The sequence below is a fragment of the Pseudomonas mendocina genome (genome assembly GCF_900636545.1).
Taxonomy (GTDB): domain Bacteria; phylum Pseudomonadota; class Gammaproteobacteria; order Pseudomonadales; family Pseudomonadaceae; genus Aquipseudomonas; species Aquipseudomonas mendocina.
The window spans coordinates 5,000,769-5,019,300 of the sequence record NZ_LR134290.1 but is presented as its reverse complement, the minus strand read 5'-3'; the positions used below and the strand labels follow the sequence as shown (position 1 = coordinate 5,019,300).

15 protein-coding genes are annotated in these 18,532 nt (G+C 64.9%); 7 read left to right on the top strand and 8 right to left on the bottom strand.

The annotated features are described in order from the left end of the window. Positions 1 to 56: 56 nt before the first annotated feature. Positions 57 to 479, top strand: coding sequence for a PA0061/PA0062 family lipoprotein (locus EL191_RS23565; RefSeq protein ID WP_013717839.1), 423 nt, complete (start codon positions 57 to 59; stop codon positions 477 to 479). A gap of 59 nt (positions 480 to 538) precedes the next feature. Here the strand turns inward: EL191_RS23565 and EL191_RS23560 are convergent, their stop codons facing one another. The 6 genes from EL191_RS23560 to EL191_RS23535 all read right to left on the bottom strand — a co-directional run bounded on the left by EL191_RS23560 (position 539) and on the right by EL191_RS23535 (position 7,597). Further along, positions 539 to 964: an OsmC family protein gene (locus EL191_RS23560; RefSeq protein ID WP_017363426.1), complete on the bottom strand. Its 426-nt coding sequence runs from the start codon at positions 962 to 964 to the stop codon at positions 539 to 541. 95 nt (positions 965 to 1,059) lie between these two features. Next, positions 1,060 to 2,061, bottom strand: coding sequence for an LLM class flavin-dependent oxidoreductase (locus EL191_RS23555; protein ID WP_041975392.1), 1,002 nt, complete (start codon positions 2,059 to 2,061; stop codon positions 1,060 to 1,062). Positions 2,062 to 2,175: 114 nt separating this feature from the next. Then, positions 2,176 to 3,771: a methyl-accepting chemotaxis protein gene (locus EL191_RS23550; protein ID WP_041975390.1), complete on the bottom strand. Its 1,596-nt coding sequence runs from the start codon at positions 3,769 to 3,771 to the stop codon at positions 2,176 to 2,178. Beyond that, positions 3,768 to 6,008: a putative bifunctional diguanylate cyclase/phosphodiesterase gene (locus tag EL191_RS23545; RefSeq protein WP_041975388.1), complete on the bottom strand. Its 2,241-nt coding sequence runs from the start codon at positions 6,006 to 6,008 to the stop codon at positions 3,768 to 3,770. Before EL191_RS23545 ends, EL191_RS23550 begins: the two co-directional genes overlap by 4 nt. A 144-nt stretch (positions 6,009 to 6,152) precedes the next feature. After that, a complete protein-coding gene (locus EL191_RS23540; RefSeq protein ID WP_017363422.1) occupies positions 6,153 to 6,470 on the bottom strand; it encodes a hypothetical protein in 318 nt (105 codons plus the stop codon). Between the two features lie 56 nt (positions 6,471 to 6,526). Further along, entirely contained in the window at positions 6,527 to 7,597 is a 1,071-nt protein-coding gene (locus tag EL191_RS23535; RefSeq protein WP_041975383.1) for an AraC family transcriptional regulator, read from the bottom strand. A gap of 171 nt (positions 7,598 to 7,768) precedes the next feature. Between EL191_RS23535 and EL191_RS23530 the strand changes: the two genes are divergently transcribed. After that, positions 7,769 to 8,740: a TAXI family TRAP transporter solute-binding subunit gene (locus EL191_RS23530; RefSeq protein WP_013717832.1), complete on the top strand. Its 972-nt coding sequence runs from the start codon at positions 7,769 to 7,771 to the stop codon at positions 8,738 to 8,740. 66 nt (positions 8,741 to 8,806) lie between these two features. On the opposite strand, the gene EL191_RS23525 is transcribed toward EL191_RS23530, so the two are convergent. Further along, positions 8,807 to 9,712 carry a LysR family transcriptional regulator gene (locus EL191_RS23525; protein ID WP_041975380.1) on the bottom strand — a complete coding sequence of 302 codons (906 nt, stop codon included), beginning with the start codon at positions 9,710 to 9,712 and terminating at the stop codon, positions 8,807 to 8,809. A 126-nt stretch (positions 9,713 to 9,838) separates the two neighbouring features. On the opposite strand from EL191_RS23525, the gene EL191_RS23520 reads away from it, so the two are divergent. From EL191_RS23520 to EL191_RS23500, 5 genes are all read left to right on the top strand, one after another. Beyond that, complete coding sequence (locus tag EL191_RS23520) at positions 9,839 to 11,080, top strand: D-amino acid dehydrogenase (RefSeq protein ID WP_041975379.1); 1,242 nt, start codon at positions 9,839 to 9,841, stop codon at positions 11,078 to 11,080. Positions 11,081 to 11,115: 35 nt separating this feature from the next. Continuing rightward, positions 11,116 to 11,475, top strand: coding sequence for a RidA family protein (locus EL191_RS23515; RefSeq protein WP_041975377.1), 360 nt, complete (start codon positions 11,116 to 11,118; stop codon positions 11,473 to 11,475). Positions 11,476 to 11,556: 81 nt separating this feature from the next. Beyond that, positions 11,557 to 12,528, top strand: a complete 972-nt coding sequence (locus EL191_RS23510) for a TAXI family TRAP transporter solute-binding subunit (RefSeq protein ID WP_041975375.1) — start codon at positions 11,557 to 11,559, stop codon at positions 12,526 to 12,528. Between the two features lie 172 nt (positions 12,529 to 12,700). Beyond that, on the top strand, positions 12,701 to 15,259 hold the full coding sequence (locus EL191_RS23505) for a TRAP transporter permease (RefSeq protein WP_041975372.1): 2,559 nt from the start codon (positions 12,701 to 12,703) through the stop codon (positions 15,257 to 15,259). Between the two features lie 114 nt (positions 15,260 to 15,373). Next, entirely contained in the window at positions 15,374 to 16,882 is a 1,509-nt protein-coding gene (locus tag EL191_RS23500; protein WP_041975370.1) for a uracil permease, read from the top strand. 1 nt (position 16,883) lies between these two features. On the opposite strand, the gene EL191_RS23495 is transcribed toward EL191_RS23500, so the two are convergent. After that, the gene (locus EL191_RS23495; protein WP_041975366.1) at positions 16,884 to 18,524 is read right to left on the bottom strand and encodes a Na/Pi cotransporter family protein; all 1,641 of its coding nucleotides are present in this window, start codon (positions 18,522 to 18,524) and stop codon (positions 16,884 to 16,886) included. Between the last annotated feature and the right edge of the window lie 8 nt (positions 18,525 to 18,532).

The window sequence follows — 18,532 nt, the reverse complement described above, 5'->3', positions numbered from 1 at the left end:
CGGTTTTGCCTGCCTCCCGGTGTAGGCTGGTATCCGGACCCTTATCGGAGGTCGCCATGCGCGTCCTATTTCTCGCTCCCGCCCTGATGCTGCTTGGCGCCTGCGCTTCGCCACTGCCCACGCCTGACCCGCAGCAGGCCTGGGTCGAGCTGTATTCCACTGCCGATACCCTGCTGATGGCCGACCGCCTCGACCGCAAGCGTTGGCCGGATGGCCGCTACTTTCAGGTAACGCCTGGCCAGCACGAGCTGGAAACGCGCTTTCAATTCGAGGTGCGCAGCGGCGGGTCGGTGGGCATGTTGAGCGAGCCGTTGCGCATGACCTGCGAGATTCGCCTGCGTTATGACGATTTCGCCGCGGGGCAGCGTTATCGCATCGAGGCGCGCCAGCAACTGATGAAGGCGCAGGCATGGCTGTATGACGAGCAGAGAAACGTACTCGCACGCGGTGAGGTGTTGCGCTGCGGGACGGCGATCTGACGTCGATCTGAAGCTTGCGGCGCGCCGTTCGAATAGCCGGCTGCGCCGCAGGTGTTGCCTCAGTTTTCCAGCACGGCTTCGAGGGTGATCGCCGCGTTCAGCACCTTGGAGACCGGGCAGCCGGTCTTGGCGGTTTCCACGGCCTTCTCGAAGGCGGCGCGATCAGCACCAGGAATCTTCGCGCGCAGCGACAGGTGCACCGTGCTGATCTCGAAGCCGCCGTCGACCTTGTCCAGGGTGACTTGTGCCTGGGTATCGATGCTCTCGGCGGTCATCCCGGCTTCGCCCAGCTCCTTGGATAGGGCCATGGAAAAACAGCCGGCGTGGGCGGCGCCGATCAGCTCCTCGGGGTTGGTGCCGGGCTTGTCCTCGAAACGGGTGTTGAAGCCGTAAGGGGAGTCCTTGAGCGCGCCGCTCTGAGTGGAGATGGTGCCCTTGCCGTCCTTGATGCCGCCCTGCCAGTGGGCCGAAGCTGTCTTCTTCATATGCGTCTCCCATTGAATGATCGAGGCCACCGGTCTGGCAGCCCGTTCTCATTCAGAGGGTTGTCGCGCTCACAAGTTCGGCACCTGGCAGGCTGTTAGCCGCGTTGCAGTTCGGCAAGGATGTCGAAGGCGTGCAGACGGTCGGCGAAGTCGTACATGTCGCAGGTGAAGATCAGTTCGTCCGCCTCGGTCTGTTCGAGCAGTTGCTCGAGACGCTGGCGTACGGTCTGCGGTCCGCCAATGGCGGCCAAGCCGAGAAACTCGCTGACCGCCTGGCGCTCGTGCGGCAGCCACAGGCCTTCCATGCTCGCCACTGGCGCACGCTGCACCAGGCTCTGGCCACGAATCAGCGCGAGAATGCGCTGGAACGCCGAGGTGGCCAGATGCTGCGCCTGCTCGTCGCTGTCGGCCGCCAGTAGCGGTACGCCGAGCATCACGTAAGGCTTGTCGAGCACCTCTGACGGGCGGAAGTGATTGCGGTAGATGCGGATCGCCTCGTGCAGGTAGCGCGGCGCGAAGTGCGAGGCGAAGGCGTAGGGCAGACCCTTGATGCCGGCGAGCTGGGCGCTGAACAGGCTGGAACCGAGCAGCCAGATCGGCACGTTGGTGCCGGTGCCCGGCATGGCGATCACCCGTTGTCCTTCCTGGCGCGGGCCGAGGTAGGCCTGCAGCTCCTCGACGTCATTGGGGAAGTCGTCGACGCTGCCGTCGCGACTACGGCGCAGGGCATGGGCGGTGTACTGGTCGGCACCGGGCGCGCGGCCCAGGCCCAGCTCGATTCGGCCGGGGTAGAGCGTGGCGAGGGTGCCGAACTGCTCGGCGATCACCAGTGGCGCATGGTTGGGCAGCATCACCCCGCCGGCACCGAGGCGGATTTTCGAGGTGCCGGCGGCCAGGTAGCCGAGCAAGACGGATGTGGCGGAGCTGGCGATGCCGTCCATGTTGTGGTGTTCGGCAACCCAGAAGCGCTCGAAACCGAGGCTTTCGACGTGTCGGGCCAGTGCCAGCGAGTTGTGCAGGGCCTGGGCGGCATCGCCGTCATCGCGGATCGGTGCCAGGTCGAGGGTGGAGAGCTTGATGGAGGCCAGTCGGCTCATGGGGAGTCTCCTCGTTGCATGGCCGGCTACTCTAACCCCATGGGTCGTGGCTCGCACGCCCGGCGCAGACATAGTCATCATCGACGCGGATAATGGGCTGGTGCGTGCAGCGCCTCATATCGGGCGATCCTGACGCTGACTCCAGAACTGCTCGGCCAGCAACTGCAGGCGTGCAGCGAGGTCGGCGAGCTGCTCGGCGCTGCCATGGCTGCGGGCGCTCGCTTCGGCGGTGCTGGCGCAAGCCTGGCGGATGCCATGCAGGTTGCGCTGGATGTCATCGCCGACTGCGCTCTGCTGCTCCACGGCACTGGCGATCTGCAGGTTCATGTCGCTGATCTGGCTGACCCGCTCGGTGATTCCGCTCAACGCCTCGGCGGCCTGTTGCGCCTGGCCGGCAATGGCCTGAGCGTGCTGCTGGCTATCGGTCATCGCGGCGACGCTGCCGTCTATGGTGCCTTGCAGGCCGCCGATGATGGCATCGATCTCGCTGGTGGCCGCCTGGGTGCGCCGGGCCAGCGCGCGCACTTCATCGGCGACCACGGCGAAACCACGGCCGGCGTCGCCGGCACGGGCCGCCTCGATGGCGGCATTGAGGGCAAGCAGGTTGGTACGCTCGGCGATGTCGCCGATCACTGTGAGCACCTTGCCGATCTCCCGGCTGCTGTCGGCCAGTTGGCGCACCTGGGCATGGCTGGCCTGCAGCGCCTCGGCGAGAGTAGCGATCTGTCTGCGAGTGTCCTCCACCAGTTGCCGGCCATCGCCGGTTTCCTGATCCGCTGCACTGGCCGCGCTGGCGCTGAGCTGGGCGTTGCGCGCCACCTCCTGGACGCTCACCGCCATTTGCCCCATGGCACTGGCGACCTGTTCGGTTTCCTGGTGCTGTTGCAGGGTGGCGCTGTTGTGATGTTCCACCGCACCGGCCAGTTGCCCGGCCTCACCGTTGAGTTGCCGAGCCGAGTCGGCGATGCGCCCGACCACCGCACCGGCTTCGGCCTGCAGGCTTTGCAGGGCGAAGGCGATAGCGCCGAAGTCATCACGGCGTCCGCTGTAGAGGAACTGGCTCAGCGGGTTGTCGGCATGCCTTCGGGCCATTTCCGCCAGGCCTCGCAGCGGCCGCAGGGCGTGCTGAATGACGCCTGCCAGCACCAGCCCCAGCAGTGCACCGGCCGCCAGTTGCGGCGGCAGCGGCAGGCCCAGCGCCAGGCTGGTGAGCAGCGCGCCGAAAGGCGGCAGTAGCAGGCCGAGCAGCGCGAGACGCCGGCCCGGCTCCAGCAATGGCCGGCGCAAGGCGCTTGGCGTACGGCCGGCGAGCAGTTCGGCATACAGCGCCTCGGCGCTGGCGACTTGCTCTGCGCTGGCCGCTGTGCGCACGGATTGGTACTCGACCACCTGCCCATCGCGGCGCATCGGCGTGACGTAGGCGCTGACCCAGTAGTGGTCGCCGTTCTTGCAGCGGTTCTTCACCAGGCCCATCCACGAGCGTCCGGACTTGAGCGTCTGCCACAGGTGGGCGAAGGCGGCGGGCGGCATGTCCGGATGGCGCACGATGTTGTGGTTGCGACCGATCAGCTCGTCTTCGCTGAAGCCGCTGATGGCGACTAATTCCGGGTTGACGTAGGTCAGCGCGCCTTTGAGATCGGTCGTGGAGAGGATGTTGGTCTGCGGCGGTACCGGAATCTGGCGGCCGCTCACCGGCAGGTTGCGCTTCATGCCTGCACGCCCTCTTTGCGCAACTGACACCAGAGGCCTTCGAAGCAGTCCTCGCCGTCGAGCAGGCGCTGCAACTCGCGCGGTGCACGCGGCTGGCTGAACCAGTAACCCTGGGCGTAGTGACAACCTTCGCTGTAGAGAAAATCGAGCTGCGCCTGCTTCTCCACACCCTCGGCCACCACCGCCAGGCCCAGGCTGTGGCCCAGGCCGATGATCGCCCGAGTGATGGCCAGCGACTCGCTGTCCTGTGGCGCGCCAGCGATGAAGCTCTTGTCCACCTTGATGATGTGCAGCGGGAAGCGCTTGAGGTAGCCGAGCGAGGAGTAGCCTGTGCCGAAATCATCGAGCGCCAACTGAATGCCGAGGCTGGCCAGTTCGCGCAGGCAGGCGAGATTTTGCGCGCTGTCCTCCATCAACTGGCTTTCGGTGATTTCCAGCACCAGGCTCGACGGCGGCAGCCCGCTGTGCCGGAGGATATCAGCGACGCGCGCAGCGAAGTCGCTCTGCTGCAACTGGCGGCTGGACAGGTTGACCGAGCAGCGCAGATGCGGCTGCCCAGCCAACTGCCAGGCGCGCACCTGGCTGCATGCCTGCTGCAGCACCCAGTCACCCACCGCGAGGATTTCGCCGGACTCTTCCAGGCACGGGATGAACTCCAGCGGCGAGATCTCACGCCCTTGGTGTTGCCAGCGCAGCAGAGCCTCCACCCCAATCAGCCGAGGCTGGTTGCCATCCAGCTGGCAGATCGGCTGGTACACCAGGCGTAGCTCGCCGCGCGCACCCGCCTGGGCGAGGGCGTTTTGCAATTCCAGCTGGCGCTGCGCCTGCTGCTGCAGTTCGTTGCTGTAGCGGGCGAACTGGGCCTTGCCCGCGCTCTTGGCGCGGTACAGCGCCAGATCGGCCGCCTGCAGCGGATCGAGTGGCTGGCCGCTTTCCTGCAGGCCGGCGATACCGATGCTGGCGCTGACTGCCAGAGTCTGCTCTGGCAGCCGCAGCGGTACGTGCAGGCTGTCGAGCATGCGCTGAGCGACCCGCTCTGCGTCGCCCATGCAGGCCAGGTCGTCGAGCAGGGCGACGAACTCGTCGCCGCCGAAGCGCGCCAGGTGGTCCCCCGGACGCAGGCAGTGGCTGAGGCGTTCGGCGACTTCCACCAGCACGCGATCACCGGTCTGGTGGCCGAGGCTGTCGTTGATCAGCTTGAAGCGATCGAGGTCGATGAACAGCAGCGCGGCCTCGCGGGCGCCGGGGCGTTGCCGGCGTTGCACGGCCTGTTGCAGCAGCTCGCTGAGGCGGGCGCGGTTGGCCAGGCCGGTGAGCGGATCGTGGCGCGCGGCATGATGCAGTTGCTCTTCGGCGGCGCGGCGCTGGCTGATGTCGCTCTGCGAGCCGGCCATGCGCCGCAGGCCGCTGCTGCAGGTATCGGCGACACCGCGTACCAGCACCCAGAGGTAACTGCCGTCGCGGCGGCGGATGCGGTATTCGTGGTGCAGGAAGGGCGACAGGCCGCGCAGGTGATTGTCGATGGCCTGGCGCAGGCCGGGCAGATCGTCACTGTGTACGCGACTGAACCAGCTCTGGCTGGTAGGCGAGAGGCTGTCACGGTCGAGATCGAGCATGCGAATCCAGCGCTCGGAGAGGTACAGCTGGTCCTGCTCCAGCTGCCATTCCCACAGGCCGTCGTTGGCGCCACGCATGGCGCGCGCATAGCGCGCCTCGCTGTCCTGCAGCGCCTTGCGCTGGGCGGCGCCGTAGCTGTCCAAGGCCAGGCCGATGTCGAAGAACACCTTCTTGATCAGGCTGGAGAAACAATCGCTGGCCACCGAGGAGCCGAGCAGTTCGCCGAGCAGGCGATCCAGATACAGGCGATAGGCGCCGAGGTACCACTTGAGGTCGACCCCTACGCGCTGGTGGACCCAGCCGATGCGCAGCCGTTCCAGCACGTAGGCCTCGTCCAGTGGGCTTAGCCAGAGGCCGCGGTAGTAGTCGGCCTGGCGTTGCTTGAGACGTTCGATGACGGCCCTGTCGCCGAGAATGGCCGTTGGCGCCGGGTAGTCGGCAAGTTCCTGGTAGAGCGTATCGACGAAGTTCTGGTTGGCGCGTTCGACCCGCTGCGCACAACGCGCCAGACGCTCGTTGTCGACCTGGCGCCAATCGAGAAAGCGCAGGCGCTGACGCAGCTCATCCAGGTCGGGAGCGATGTGTTGCAGCAGGTCTAGAAACTCTTGTTCGTTGCCCATCTCAGCCTCGTGCTTTTCCTCAGCGCAAAAAAAAGCGCCGCTGGCCGCGCTTCCTCGAAGGAAGGCGGCCAGCGGCGCTCTGTCTTGCAGGCCCTGTGTCCTGCCCGGCAAAGCCGGTCTCCGCGTGGGCGGAACCTACTGCGGCTAGCTTTTACCGCATTGCCCCAGCGCGGACAACTCCTCACGCAGCTGGCTCAGGCGCTTGCGCAGCTCTGCCAGCTGGCCCGACTTGAAGGCGTGCCGGGTGCGTTCGAGAACCTCGATGGCGTCGTCGAGATTGCTTTGCACATCGCCCAGGCTGCCCACCGGCAGGCGTTGCAGCCAGCGACACAACGGCTGCTGCTGGCAGCTGTCGAGGCTCTCGATGACCTGGCAGTGAGGGGCCTGGCGACGCAGCAGATGGGCGATCTGCTGGCTGGAGGCGGTGTCCGGCAAGCTGAGCAGCAGATGGGTCTGAGGCATGACGGTCGCGCTGTATGGCAATTGGCTAGCAATACTAGGGTGCCGCCGCTGGCGATTTATTGATCAGGATCAGTCTGTGGCGTCGTTGCTCGACCTGGCGAGCTTTCGGCCTGTTGCGCGCGGTATTCGCCGGGTGTCAGGCCTGTCCATTGGCGAAAGGCGCGGAAAAATACGCTGGGCTCGGAGTAGCCCAGCAGCAGGGCGATTTCCGCCGCAGGCAGGCGACCGTCGCGCAGATGCTGCTCAGCCAGTTGCCGACGTGTGTCGGCCAGCAGTTGCTGGTAGCTGCAATCCTCTTCGGCCAGGCGTCGCTGCAGCGTGCGTTCGCTGAGGTTGAGCGCCCGCGCCAGTTCGGCGCGGTCCGGCTCGCCATGTGCCAACTGCTCACCGAGCAGGCCGATGACCCGTGCGCTGAGGCTGGCACTGGGCAGGCGGGCGAGCAGGGTTTCGGCATGTTGACGCAGCAACTGTTGCAGCGGCGGGTTGGCCTGGATCAACGGCAGCTGGCACAGCGCATGCGGCAGGAGGATGGCGTAGTCGTCGCTGGCGAACTGCAGCGGGCAGGCGAACACGTCCTGGTAGGGCGCGGTGTCGGCCGGTTGCTCATGACGAAACTGCGCACCCAGCAGGTGGAAGTCGTCCAGCAGCGGAGCGGTCATCTGCACCCAGCAGGCCATCATCGCCAGCACTCGGATGCGCGTCGCCGGATGTTGCGGATGCAGGGGGCGGTACAGCACTGCCAGGCATTGGTCGCGTGTTTCCACATGCAGCTCGCCACCCTCACCGCCGAGACGCTGATAGCGCAGCGCGGCATTCAGCGCATCCTTCAGGGTGGCACTGCTTTGCAACAGGTAGCCGAGCACGCTGAAGGGACCGGGGGCAAGATTGCGACCGAGCAGCAGGCCGGGCTCCGGGTGCTGCAGGCGCGCGTCCAGTTCATGCCAGAGGGTTTCCTGAGCCGCGAAGGGGATGCGCGCATCGGGGTCTGCCAGTTGTTCGTCACGCAGCGCGCAGGCGCTCAGCAGGGCTCGGCGATCGAGGCCGAGACGCGTGGCAGCGTGCAGCACCGCCTGGGTCAGGCTGGCGCTGACCGAGGCTTGCGCGGATTCGTGAGGGACGTTGGACATTGGCCGATTCTGCCCAATGCCGGGAATGGGCGATAGCCCGCGCCTCACACAAGCGGTTACGAGCGATTGGCCAACAAGGCGTGCATATTCGCCGTGAGCGGTTAGACTTCCCTCCCGGACGTCGCTCACAAGGCACGCTCGCTCAAAACAACAGAAAAAAGGAGATTTCCCATGAAAGGCAAATCCTTGGCATGGGTCCTGTCCGCCGCACTCGCGGGCACTGCCCTGAGTGGTATGGCACAGGCTGAAGAGAAATTCGTCACCATCGGCACCGGCGGCCAGACAGGCGTCTATTACGTTGCCGGCCAGTCCATCTGCCGTTTCCTCAACCGTGGCTCGGCCGAGCACGGCATCAAGTGCAACGCACCTGCCAGCGGCGGCGGCGTGGCCAACGTGAACGGCATTCGCAGCGGCGAATTCAACTTCGGCATCATGCAGTCCGACCACCAGTACAAGGCCCTCAACGGTCTGGCGCCGTTCGAGGCCGAAGGCGCGATGAGCGACATCCGTGCAGTGTTCTCGCTGCAGAGCGAAGTGTTCACCATCCTCGCCCGTCGTGACGCCAACATCAAAGGCTTCGACGACCTCAAGGGCAAGCGCGTCAACGTTGGCAACCCGGGTTCCGGTCAGCGCGACACTCTGGAAGAAATCCTCGCCGTCAAAGGCTGGGACCGTTCCGCCTTCGCTCTGGCTGCCGAGCTGAAGCCGGCCGAGCAGGCCAGCGCACTGGGCGACAACAACATCGACGCCATGACCTACTTCGTCGGTCATCCCAACGGCGCGATCCAGGAAGCCACCACCACCACCGACGCCGTTCTGGTGCCGGTGACCGGCGCCGAGATCGACAAGCTGCTGGCCGAGAAGACCTACTACACCAAGGCTGACATCCCGGGCGGTCTGTACAAGGGCAACGACCAGCCGACCCCGTCCATCGGCGGCAAGGCTGTGCTGTCCACCAGCGCCAAGGCTGATCCGGAAGTGGTCTACCAACTGGTCAAGTCGGTATTCGACAACATCGATCGCTTCAAGCGTCTGCACCCGGCCTTCGCTGACCTGAAGGAAGAGGACATGATCAAGGTCGGTCTGACTGCCCCGCTGCACGAGGGCGCCGAGCGCTACTACAAGGAACGCGGCTGGCTGTAAGCCGGCATCCGGCGATAGACGAAACCGCGGCCATGGCCGCGGTTTTCTTTTGCCCCGAGGGTTGCCTCAGCGCTGCTCGTCGAGCAGGTCGATGGCCAGCGTCTGCAGGCGTTTCAGCAGGGCTTGCTGAGCGGCAGAAGGCGTCTCGTCGCAACGCCGCAACAGGTACAGGGGCACGGGGATGACGGGCTCCAGCGGGCGGGCCTGAACGTCTCCGCGATTGCCTGACAAGGCCGTGAACGGGTCGACCAGGGCCAGCCCCTGCCCGGCAGCCACCAGCATGCGGGCCAACTGGTAGGTCTGTACCGAAATGTCGATGCGGGCTGGTGGGTCCAGCTCCTGGATGTGCCCGCGTAGCAGGCCGCCCAAGGCGTCTCGTGTGTCCAGGCCGATCAGGCTCAGCCCTGCCATGTTCTGCAGGCGTATGGGCGTCGCGCATTCCTGGTCACTCCACCAACCCGGTGGGGCGATGGCCATCATCCTTCCCTGTGTCAGCACTTCAGTGTGCAGGTCCGGGTGCTCCACGCGTTGCAGCGTCAGGCCGAGATCGGCCTCGCGCAGCAACAGGGCCTGGATGATTTCGCTGGTGTGCTGGGTCGCGAGGTCGCATCGGGTGTGCGGAAAATCGGCGCGCCAGACGCATACCACGTCAGGCAGTAGGGTTTGCGCCAGGGTGGGTGTGCAGATCAGGCGCAGCGCCCGTTCCTCGCCACGGCGCAGGCTATCGGACAGGCGCCGCAGATCCTGCAGTTCGGCAGCGAGGCGTTCGGTCTGTTGCTGCAGTATTCGCGCTTCGGCGGTAGGCAGCAGCTTGCCGCGTACACGGCTGAACAGGGCAAACCCCAGCTGCTGTTCGGCATGCTGAAGAATCTTGCTGGCAGCCGGCTGGGAGATGTGCAGCAGCTCTGCCGCTGCCGTGAGACTCCCGGTCTGCAGGACTGCCTGAAACAGTTCGACGTGGCGTAGGCGCATGAGCAATCCGTGTTCCCGCGTGGTCGAGGGAACATAACCTAGGGTTATGGGCTGCCGCCATCTTTTCATTGGCCGCTCGTTTCGCCCCTCCATACCCTGACTTCATTCAGATGCGGGGGATGGATCATGCGGGTCGCGGTTATCGGTGGTGGGGTGATAGGGCTGAGCACGGCCTACGCGCTGCTCCGTCAAGGGTATCGGGTGGATCTGATCGAGCAGCGTGAGGAAGTGGCGCTGGAGACCAGTTTCGCCAACGGTGGTCAGCTCAGTTATCGCTATGTCTCACCCTTGGCCGATGCCGGTGTGCCGCTGCAGGCGCTGTCGTGGATGCTGCAGGGGAATGCCCCGCTGCGTTTTCGCCCCAGCCTGAGCCCGCACCAGTGGCAATGGTGTTTGCGCTTTCTGCTGGCTTGCCGCCGCTCGGTGAACCAGCGCAATGGCGCGCACCTGCTGCGCCTGGCCTTGTACAGCCAGTCGGTATTGCAGGGTTGGCGCGAGCAGGAGGCGCTGGATGATTTCTCCTGGCGCGCCAATGGCAAGTTGGTGATCTACCGCAACGCTGCGAGCTGGAACAAGGCGCGCAGCGCAGTCGGTGAATCGGCGCATCAACGCCTGCTCGACGCTGATCAATGCCTTGAGCTGGAGCCTGCCCTCGAAGGGCTGGCCGGCCGAATCCAGGGCGGTGTCTTCGCGGCCGGTGACGAGGTCGGTGATTGTCATCAGTTTTGCCGACAGCTGCTGCGCAAGCTGCGCAGCAATCCGTCGTTCCGCCTGCATGCCGGGCGGCGGGTCACTGCGATACCCCTTGAGCACGGCAGGGTGAGGGCCGTGGCGCTGCATGACGGGGAGCTGGAGGTCGATCATGTGGTGGTCGCGGCAGGTGTCGGCAGCGTGGCATTGCTCCGCCCGCTGGGGTTGCGACTGCCGATATACCCGCTCAAGGGCTACAGCCTCACCTTGCCGCTGGCCGACCGCGCAGCGGGCCCGGAGACCAATGTCACCGATTACGACCACAAGGTGGTCTACGCCCGCCTGGGCGAGCGTTTGCGGGTTGCTGCAATGGTCGATATCGGCAGTTGGGATGCCACGCCAGACCCTGATCGGCTGGCTGAATTGAGACAGCTTGCCCAGGCCAGCTTTCCTCGCGCGGGCGATTACGCGGCTGCCGAGACCTGGGCGGGAATGCGCCCGGCGACACCGGAGGGCACGCCACTGTTGGGAGCCTGCGGCATCGGTAATCTCTGGCTGAACGTCGGCCATGGCAGCCTGGGCTTCACCCTGGCATGCGGCAGCGCCGAGGTGCTGGCGCAACTGATAGGCCAGCAACAACCGGCGATCGCTCTCGATGGTATGCAGTTGGCATCCTGAGAACCCCCGAACACTCACAACAGCAGGAGTTTGCCATGTCCGTGCAACGTATTCAGGCCAACGACCGCCTTTCTGGCGCGACGATCTTCTCCGATCTGGTGTTCCTCTCTGGCCAGGTGCCGAGCGACCGCAGCCAGGATGTAGCTGGGCAGACCGCCCAGGTGCTGGAAAAGATCGACGCGCTGCTGACCGAGGCGGGATCGGATCGAAGTCACATGCTCAGCGCGCAGATCTGGCTGAAAGACATCGAGAAGGACTTTGCCGCCATGAATGCGGTCTGGAGTGAGTGGCTGCCAGCCGGCTGCGCGCCTGCCCGGGCCACGGTCGAGGCACGCCTGGCTTCTGCCGATGTTCTGGTCGAGATCATGGTCATTGCAGTACGTAAGGCGGCTTGACGGCCGCAATGGTTGTACCGATGGCGCTGGTGACGACGGCCCATCCACCGTTCGAAAAAACAACAACACGAGGACGTTGATATGCAGCAGCATCGAATCATGGGTTTCCTGGCATGTGTCATCGGCAGCACCTTGCTGAGCAGTCCCCTAGTCGCTCAGGAGCGCTACGTGACTATCGGCACCGGTGGGCAGACGGGGGTTTATTACACGGCCGGACAGTCGATCTGTCGGTTCCTCAATCGCAGTGGCGCCGAGCACGGCATCAAGTGCAACGCGCCGTCTTCGGCTGGCAGCGTCAGCAACATTGCCTCGATCAAGAGCGGCGACTACGACTTCGGGTTCATTCAGTCCGATCATCAGAACAAGGCGCTCTCGGGCCAAGCGCCTTTCGACCAGGATGGCGCTGTCGAAGATCTGCGCGTGGTCTTCTCCCTGCAGAGCGAAATCCTCAGCGTGGTCGCCCGTGCAGACAGCGGTATCGAGACCTTCGCCGACCTCAAGGGCAAGCGCGTGAATATCGGCGTACCGGGCTCTGGCAGTCGCGATACCTTCGATGAGGTGATCCAGGCCAGCGGCTGGAGCAAGTCCGACTTCGCCCTCGCCGCTGAACTCAAGCCTGCCGAGATGGCGGCTGCACTGGGGGACAACAACCTGGATGCCATCACCTATGTGGTCGGCCATCCGAGTGGTGCCATCCAGGAGGCCATGGCTACCGTCGAGACCCGCCTGATCCCGGTCAGCGGCCCTGATATCGACAAGCTCCTGGCACAGGCCAGCTACTTCACCAAGGCGGATATCCCGGCGGGTGTCTATCCTGGTGTTGAGCAGCCCGTCCCATCCATCGGCGGTAAAGCGGTGCTGGCCACTTCGGCCAAGACCGATCCCGAGGTCGTCTACCAGTTGGTCAAGTCGGTATTCGATAACCTGGAGCGCTTCAAACGCCTGCATCCGGCGTTTGCCGACCTGCAGGCTGAGGACATGATCAAAGCGGGGCTAACGGCTCCGATACATGAAGGGGCACTACGTTTCTACAAGGAAAAAGGCTGGCTCTAGCCGGGGTGGAGAGTCTCAGGCTGGGCTCTAAACTCTTCGATAGCGGGCGCAGTTGAGCTGGTATAGGTAAACTGCGTGCTCAGAGATCCTTTCAAAGGGTCAAAAACCGAGCCCCTCCGTCAACGAGGGGCTCGCCGTTTTTATCAGAATGACAACGTAGGTGTACTACCCTATGGCCGAAAACAAACTATCCACCGAGGAACTGATTGCCCAGGATGTCGGCGCGCGCATGCCCGTCGGCCCGATGGCCCAGGTGATCACCGGCCTTGCCTTGCTCTGGTCGCTGTTCCAGTTGTGGATCGCCTCGCCACTGCCGTTCATCTTCGGCGTTGGTGTACTCAACGATACCCAGACCCGCGCCATTCACCTGGCGTTCGCCTTGCTGTTGGCTTTCCTCGCCTATCCGGCATTCAAGAGGTCGCCACGTGATCGCGTGCCGCTGCTGGACATCGCCCTTGGCCTGGTCGCCGCTGCCAGTGCCGCCTATCTGTTCATCTTCTACCAGCAGCTTGCCCTGCGTCCTGGCAGCCTGACCACGGGCGACCTGGTCACTGCCTGCATCGGTATCCCGCTGCTGCTGGAAGCCACGCGCCGTGCACTTGGCCCACCCCTGGCGATCATCGCCCTGGTGTTTCTCGTCTACAGTCTGGCCGGCCCCTACATGCCTGGCCTGCTGGCGCATCGCGGGGTCAGCTTCAACGCGCTGGCCAACCACCAGTGGATTACCACCGAGGGCGTGTTCGGTATCGCCCTGGGCGTATCCACCAGCTTCGTGTTCCTCTTCGTATTGTTCGGCGCGTTGCTCGAGCGAGCCGGCGCTGGCCATTACTTCATCCAGCTGGCGTTCAGCCTGCTCGGCCACTTCCGTGGTGGCCCGGCCAAGGCAGCGGTGCTGGCTTCCGGCCTGACCGGGATGATCTCCGGCTCGTCGATTGCCAACGTGGTGACTACCGGCACCTTCACCATTCCGATGATGAAGCGCACCGGCTTCTCCTCGGAGAAGGCCGGCGCGGTCGAAGTGGCCTCCTCGGTCAACGGCCAGATCATGCCGCCGGTAATGGGGGCTGCGGCCTTCCTGATGGTCGAATACATCGGCATGCCCTATGTCGAGATCATCAAGCATGCCTTCCTGCCTGCCGCGATTTCCTACATCGCGCTGCTCTACATCGTCCATCTCGAGGCTCTGAAGCTCGGCCTGCAACCCATTGGCGGCCATCAGCCCAAGCCCTGGCTGCGTCGCCTGACCGGCTTCGCCTTCGGTGCAGCGCTGATCAGCGGCTTGTCGCTGGCGGTCTACTACGGCCTCGGCTGGCTCAAGCCGGCGCTCGGCGAATATGCCCTGCCGGTGATCGGCGTTCTGCTCGCGGTGGTCTACCTGGCGCTGCTGAAAGTCGCCGCCAGTGTGCCGGTACTGCCGCCGGAAGACCCCAATGCGCCGTTGGAAGAACTGCCGCAGACCCGCGCGGTGCTGCTCTCGGGCCTGCATTTCCTGCTGCCGGTGGTGGTGCTGGTCTGGTGCCTGATGATCGAGCGTCTGTCCCCCGGCTTGTCGGCCTTCTGGGGCAGCGTGATGCTGATCATCATCCTGCTCACCCAGCGCCCGCTGCTGAGCTGGATGCGCCGCGATGGCAGCCATGACCACGGCACCTTCATCGATGGCGTGGTCGACTTGCGCGAAGGCCTGATCGCTGGTGCCCGCAACATGATCGGCATCGGTATCGCCACCGCGGCGGCCGGCGTCATCGTCGGTGCGGTTTCGCAGACCGGCGTTGGCCTGGTGTTGGCCGACCTGGTCGAGCTGCTGTCGATGGGCAACCTGCTGCTGATGCTGATCCTGGTGGCAGTGTTCAGCCTGATCCTCGGCATGGGCCTGCCGACCACTGCCAACTACATCGTGGTGTCCAGTCTGTTGGCGCCGGTGGTGGTGGCGCTGGGGCAGCAGAACGGCTTGATCGTGCCGCTGATCGCGGTGCACCTGTTCGTCTTCTACTTCGGCATCATGGCCGACGTGACCCCGCCGGTGGGGTTGGCCTCGTTCGCCGCGGCTGCGGTGTCCAAAGGCGACCCGATCAAGACCGGTATCGTGGCGTTCTTCTACAGCCTGCGCACCGCCGCGCTGCCGTTCCTGTTCATCTTCAACACCGACCTGCTGCTGATCGACGTGGACTTCTGGCATGGTGTGCTGATCTTCATCGTGGCGACCGTCGCCATGTTGATATTCGCTGCCGGCACCCAGGGTTTCTTCTTGGTGCGCAGCCGCCTGTACGAGAGCGTGCTGCTGCTGTTGGTGGCGTTCACCCTGTTCCGTCCCGGCTTCTGGATGGACATGCTGCACGATCCCTATCAGGAGGTGCCGCCGGCCGAGCTGGCGCAAGCGCTCGATGGGGTAGAGGACGGCAGCTCGCTGCGCCTGCGCATTCTTGGCGAGAACGCCGTGGGCGACCCGCGTGAGTTCACCGTGCTGCTGCCGGTGCCGGACGGCGCTTCGGGCCAGGCACGCCTGGAGAAGCTCGGCCTGAACCTCTACGAGGAAGGCGACAAGGTGCTGGTGGACAGCGTCACCTTCGGCAGTATTGCAGCCGATGCAGGCCTCGAGTTCGACCAGCAGATCCTCAGCGTGCGGGCACCGACCGACCGCTGGCTGAAAGAGCTGATGTGGATTCCAGGCTTCCTGCTGTTCGGTCTCGTTGTGCTGCTGCAGCGCCGTCGTCTGGTCGCGCAGCTTACATAGCGCGCGTCTCGACCTCCAACAAGGCAGCTTCGGCTGCCTTGTTCGTTTATGCCCTGGCAACGGGTTGCTAGACTCGCCGACCTGACCATTCAGACAACAAGGACTCAGCCAGCCATGTCGACGCCACGCGTGCACTATCCCTGGTACAAGAAGGAAGACACCGACGCCTTTTTCGCCCTGTTCCAGAACAACATCGCCAACTTCGTGATCATCGCCATCAGCATGCTGGGCATGGGTTTTCCCGCCGAGATCGTGTTCGGTCAGGTGTTGCCAGGCGCGGCGGTGGCGGTGATGGCCGGCAACTTCTACTACGCCTTTAGTGCCGCGCGACTGGCGCGCAAGGAGAACCGTGCCGACGTGACGGCGCTGTCTTACGGCATCAGTACACCGGTGATGTTCGTCTTCCTGTTCGGCGTGCTGTTGCCGGCGAAAAACCTTACCGGCGATGCCGAGCTGGCCTGGAAGGTAGCGGTGGCTGCGTGCTTCATCAGTGGCCTGATCGAGGCTGCCATCAGCCTGATCGGCAACTGGGTGCAGCGTCATCTGCCGCGTGCGGCCATGCTCGGCGCGGTGGCCGGGGTGGCACTGACCTTCATCGCTGGGGAAATGCTGTTCAAGACCCTGGAAATTCCGGTGATCGGCCTGCTCGTACTGGCCATTACCATCGTCGGCCTGGTGGCGCGGGTGAGCATGCCGTTCCGCCTGCCTGCCTCGCTGTTCGCCATCGTCGTCGGCACCGCGCTGGCCTACCTGATCGGCGCGGCTGACGGCGGCAAGTTCAGCGATGCCTTCACCCACCTGGGTTTCTACCCGCTACTGCCCAACCTGGCCTGGTACGAAGGTCTGGGCCTGCTGTTCACCAGCCTGCTGGCGCTGATGACGGTGATCCTGCCGATCACCCTGTACAACGCCATCGAGACCATGAACAACGTCGAGGCCATGAGCGCCGCCGGTGACAGCTACAGCGTGCGCGAATGCCAGGCCGTGGATGGGCTCGGTACCTCGCTCGGGGCGCTGTTCGGCGGCGTGTTCCCGACCACCGTTTACATCGCCACCGTGGGTTCGAAGTGGATGGGCGCCGGGCGTGGTTATAGCCTGCTCAATGGCGCGGTGTACGGCCTGGCGACCATGTTCGGTCTGATCGCCTTCATCGCCGCGCTGATTCCGGTATCGGTGGTGGCGCCGATCCTGGTGTTCGTCGGCATGTCGATGATCGCCACCGCGTTCAACAGCAACCACGCCCGTTACTACCCGGCCGTGGCGCTGGCGATGCTGCCGTACTTCGCCAACTACCTGGCGACGCGCTTCAACCGTGGCGCACCCGAAGTGGTCGAGGGCATTTCCAGCGCCATCGGCGCGCTGGGGCAGGGCGCCATGTTCAGCGCCATCCTGCTGGGCGCGATGTGCGTGGCGGTGATCGATCGCCAGTTCCGCCAGGCCACCACCTTCGCCCTGGTGGCGGCGGCCATGGCCTTCGTTGGCCTGATGCACGCGCCGAAGCTGGCGTGGTATGCCGCGCCAGACTTCGTCCACGGTTATCTGCTGATGGCGCTGTTCTTCGCCTGGTACGCCTGGCGCGGCGTCGAGCCGGCCGAGCCCGAGCGCGTGACCGGCGCCGACTGAGTCACTCGCCGCCTTCGAGCTTGAGGGCGCCGGTTTCGCCGCCCTCGAGCACCACGTAGGCGCTGGCGCAGAACAGCGAGTTGAGTCGCTTCATGTCGGCGATCAGCTCCAGGTGCAGGGAGCTGGTTTCGATGCTCTGCACCACTTGACGCTGCAGACGGCCGATATGCGCATGGGCCAGGCGTCGCTCCTGCGCGCGGAAGCGGCGCTTCTCCCGCAGCAGCTGGCTGGCGCTGGCGTGGTCGGCGCTGAGGAACACGTTCAGCCCCAGGCGCAGGTTGGCCATCAGTTGTCCGTGCAGGCTGGTGAGCTCCTCCAGCCCCTTTTCGGAGAAGGCCCGGCGTTGCGCGGTCTTCTCGTTCTGGATCTTGCCGAGCATGCGCTCGATCAGATCGCCAGCCTGCTCGAGGTTGACCGCCAGCTCGAGAATCTCTGCCCAGCGCCGGCTTTCGTGCTCGCTCAGGGCCTCACGGGGGATTTGCGCAAGGTACAACTTGACCGCCCGGCACAGGCTGGCGACATCGTCATTGAGGCTGCGCAGCTCCTTGTTCAGTGCTGGCTGGTTCTGCTCCAGCACCGGTAGCAGACGGCTGAGCATGGCCTCGATCTTGTCGCCCACGCGCAGGGTTTCACGCACGGCGTTGGCCAGCGCCAGGCTCGGCGTGGCCAACGCCGTTGGGTCGAGGTGGCGTGGCCGGGCGATGCCGCTGTCGTCCGCTCGGTCCGGCAGCAGCCAGTTGCAGAAGCGTGCCATCAGCCCGACGCTCGGCAACATCAGCACCGCGCGCAGGCTGTTGTAGAGGAGGTGGAAAAAGATCACTAGCTCCGCCGGGCGCCAATTCAGGCTGTCCAGCCAATGGGCCAGTGGCTGCAGCAAGGGCAGGACCAGCAGCAGCCCGATCAGCTTGTAGATCAGGCTGCCCAGCGCCACGCGGCGCCCGGCCGGGTTCTGCAAGCTGCTGGTAAGAAAGGCCAGCAGGCCGCTGCCGATATTGGCGCCAATCACCAGGCCGATGGCCACCGGCAGGCTGATCAGCCCAGCGCCAGCCAGGGTCGCGGTGAGCAACACCGCTGCCAGGCTGGAATAGGTGAGCAGGGCGAACATCGCGCCGACCAGGGCATCGAGCAGCAGGTCGCCGGTCAACGATGCGAACAGCACGCGAATGCCACGTGCCTCGGTGATCGGCGTGGCGGCGGCAACGATCAATTCCAACGCCAGCAGCATCAGCCCGAGGCCGATGGCCACGCGGCCGAGTTGCCCCGCTCGGGTCTGCCGTCGCGAGAGAAAGAAGATCACCCCGAGAAAAATCAGCAGCGGGCTGAGCCAGCTCAGATCGAGGGTCAGCACGCGTGCCATCAGCGCGGTGCCGACGTCGGCACCGAGCATGATCGCCAGACCCGGCGCCAGTGCCATCAGGCCCTGAGCGACGAAGGAGGTGACCAGCAGCGCGGTGGCGTTGCTGCTCTGCACCAGCGCGGTGACGCCGATGCCGGCGACGAACGCCAGCGGCCGGCGACTGATGTTGTGGCTGAGCACCTTGCGCAGTTGTGAACCAAACACGCGCAGGATGCCGGTACGTACGATGTGTGTGCCCCAAACCAACAGGGCAATGGCTGACAGCAAATGCAGCAGGGTCAGCATAAATCGGC

Bases quoted from the DNA above. Each gene is read 5' to 3' on its own strand.
- EL191_RS23565 (WP_013717839.1), top strand. From the start codon at position 57: ATGCGCGTCCTATTTCTCGCTCCCGCCCTGATGCTGCTTGGCGCCTGC.
- EL191_RS23560 (WP_017363426.1), bottom strand. From the start codon at position 964: ATGAAGAAGACAGCTTCGGCCCACTGGCAGGGCGGCATCAAGGACGGC.
- EL191_RS23555 (WP_041975392.1), bottom strand. From the start codon at position 2,061: ATGAGCCGACTGGCCTCCATCAAGCTCTCCACCCTCGACCTGGCACCG.
- EL191_RS23550 (WP_041975390.1), bottom strand. From the start codon at position 3,771: ATGAAGCGCAACCTGCCGGTGAGCGGCCGCCAGATTCCGGTACCGCCG.
- EL191_RS23545 (WP_041975388.1), bottom strand. From the start codon at position 6,008: ATGGGCAACGAACAAGAGTTTCTAGACCTGCTGCAACACATCGCTCCC.
- EL191_RS23540 (WP_017363422.1), bottom strand. From the start codon at position 6,470: ATGCCTCAGACCCATCTGCTGCTCAGCTTGCCGGACACCGCCTCCAGC.
- EL191_RS23535 (WP_041975383.1), bottom strand. From the start codon at position 7,597: ATGTCCAACGTCCCTCACGAATCCGCGCAAGCCTCGGTCAGCGCCAGC.
- EL191_RS23530 (WP_013717832.1), top strand. From the start codon at position 7,769: ATGAAAGGCAAATCCTTGGCATGGGTCCTGTCCGCCGCACTCGCGGGC.
- EL191_RS23525 (WP_041975380.1), bottom strand. From the start codon at position 9,712: ATGCGCCTACGCCACGTCGAACTGTTTCAGGCAGTCCTGCAGACCGGG.
- EL191_RS23520 (WP_041975379.1), top strand. From the start codon at position 9,839: ATGCGGGTCGCGGTTATCGGTGGTGGGGTGATAGGGCTGAGCACGGCC.
- EL191_RS23515 (WP_041975377.1), top strand. From the start codon at position 11,116: ATGTCCGTGCAACGTATTCAGGCCAACGACCGCCTTTCTGGCGCGACG.
- EL191_RS23510 (WP_041975375.1), top strand. From the start codon at position 11,557: ATGCAGCAGCATCGAATCATGGGTTTCCTGGCATGTGTCATCGGCAGC.
- EL191_RS23505 (WP_041975372.1), top strand. From the start codon at position 12,701: ATGGCCGAAAACAAACTATCCACCGAGGAACTGATTGCCCAGGATGTC.
- EL191_RS23500 (WP_041975370.1), top strand. From the start codon at position 15,374: ATGTCGACGCCACGCGTGCACTATCCCTGGTACAAGAAGGAAGACACC.
- EL191_RS23495 (WP_041975366.1), bottom strand. From the start codon at position 18,524: ATGCTGACCCTGCTGCATTTGCTGTCAGCCATTGCCCTGTTGGTTTGG.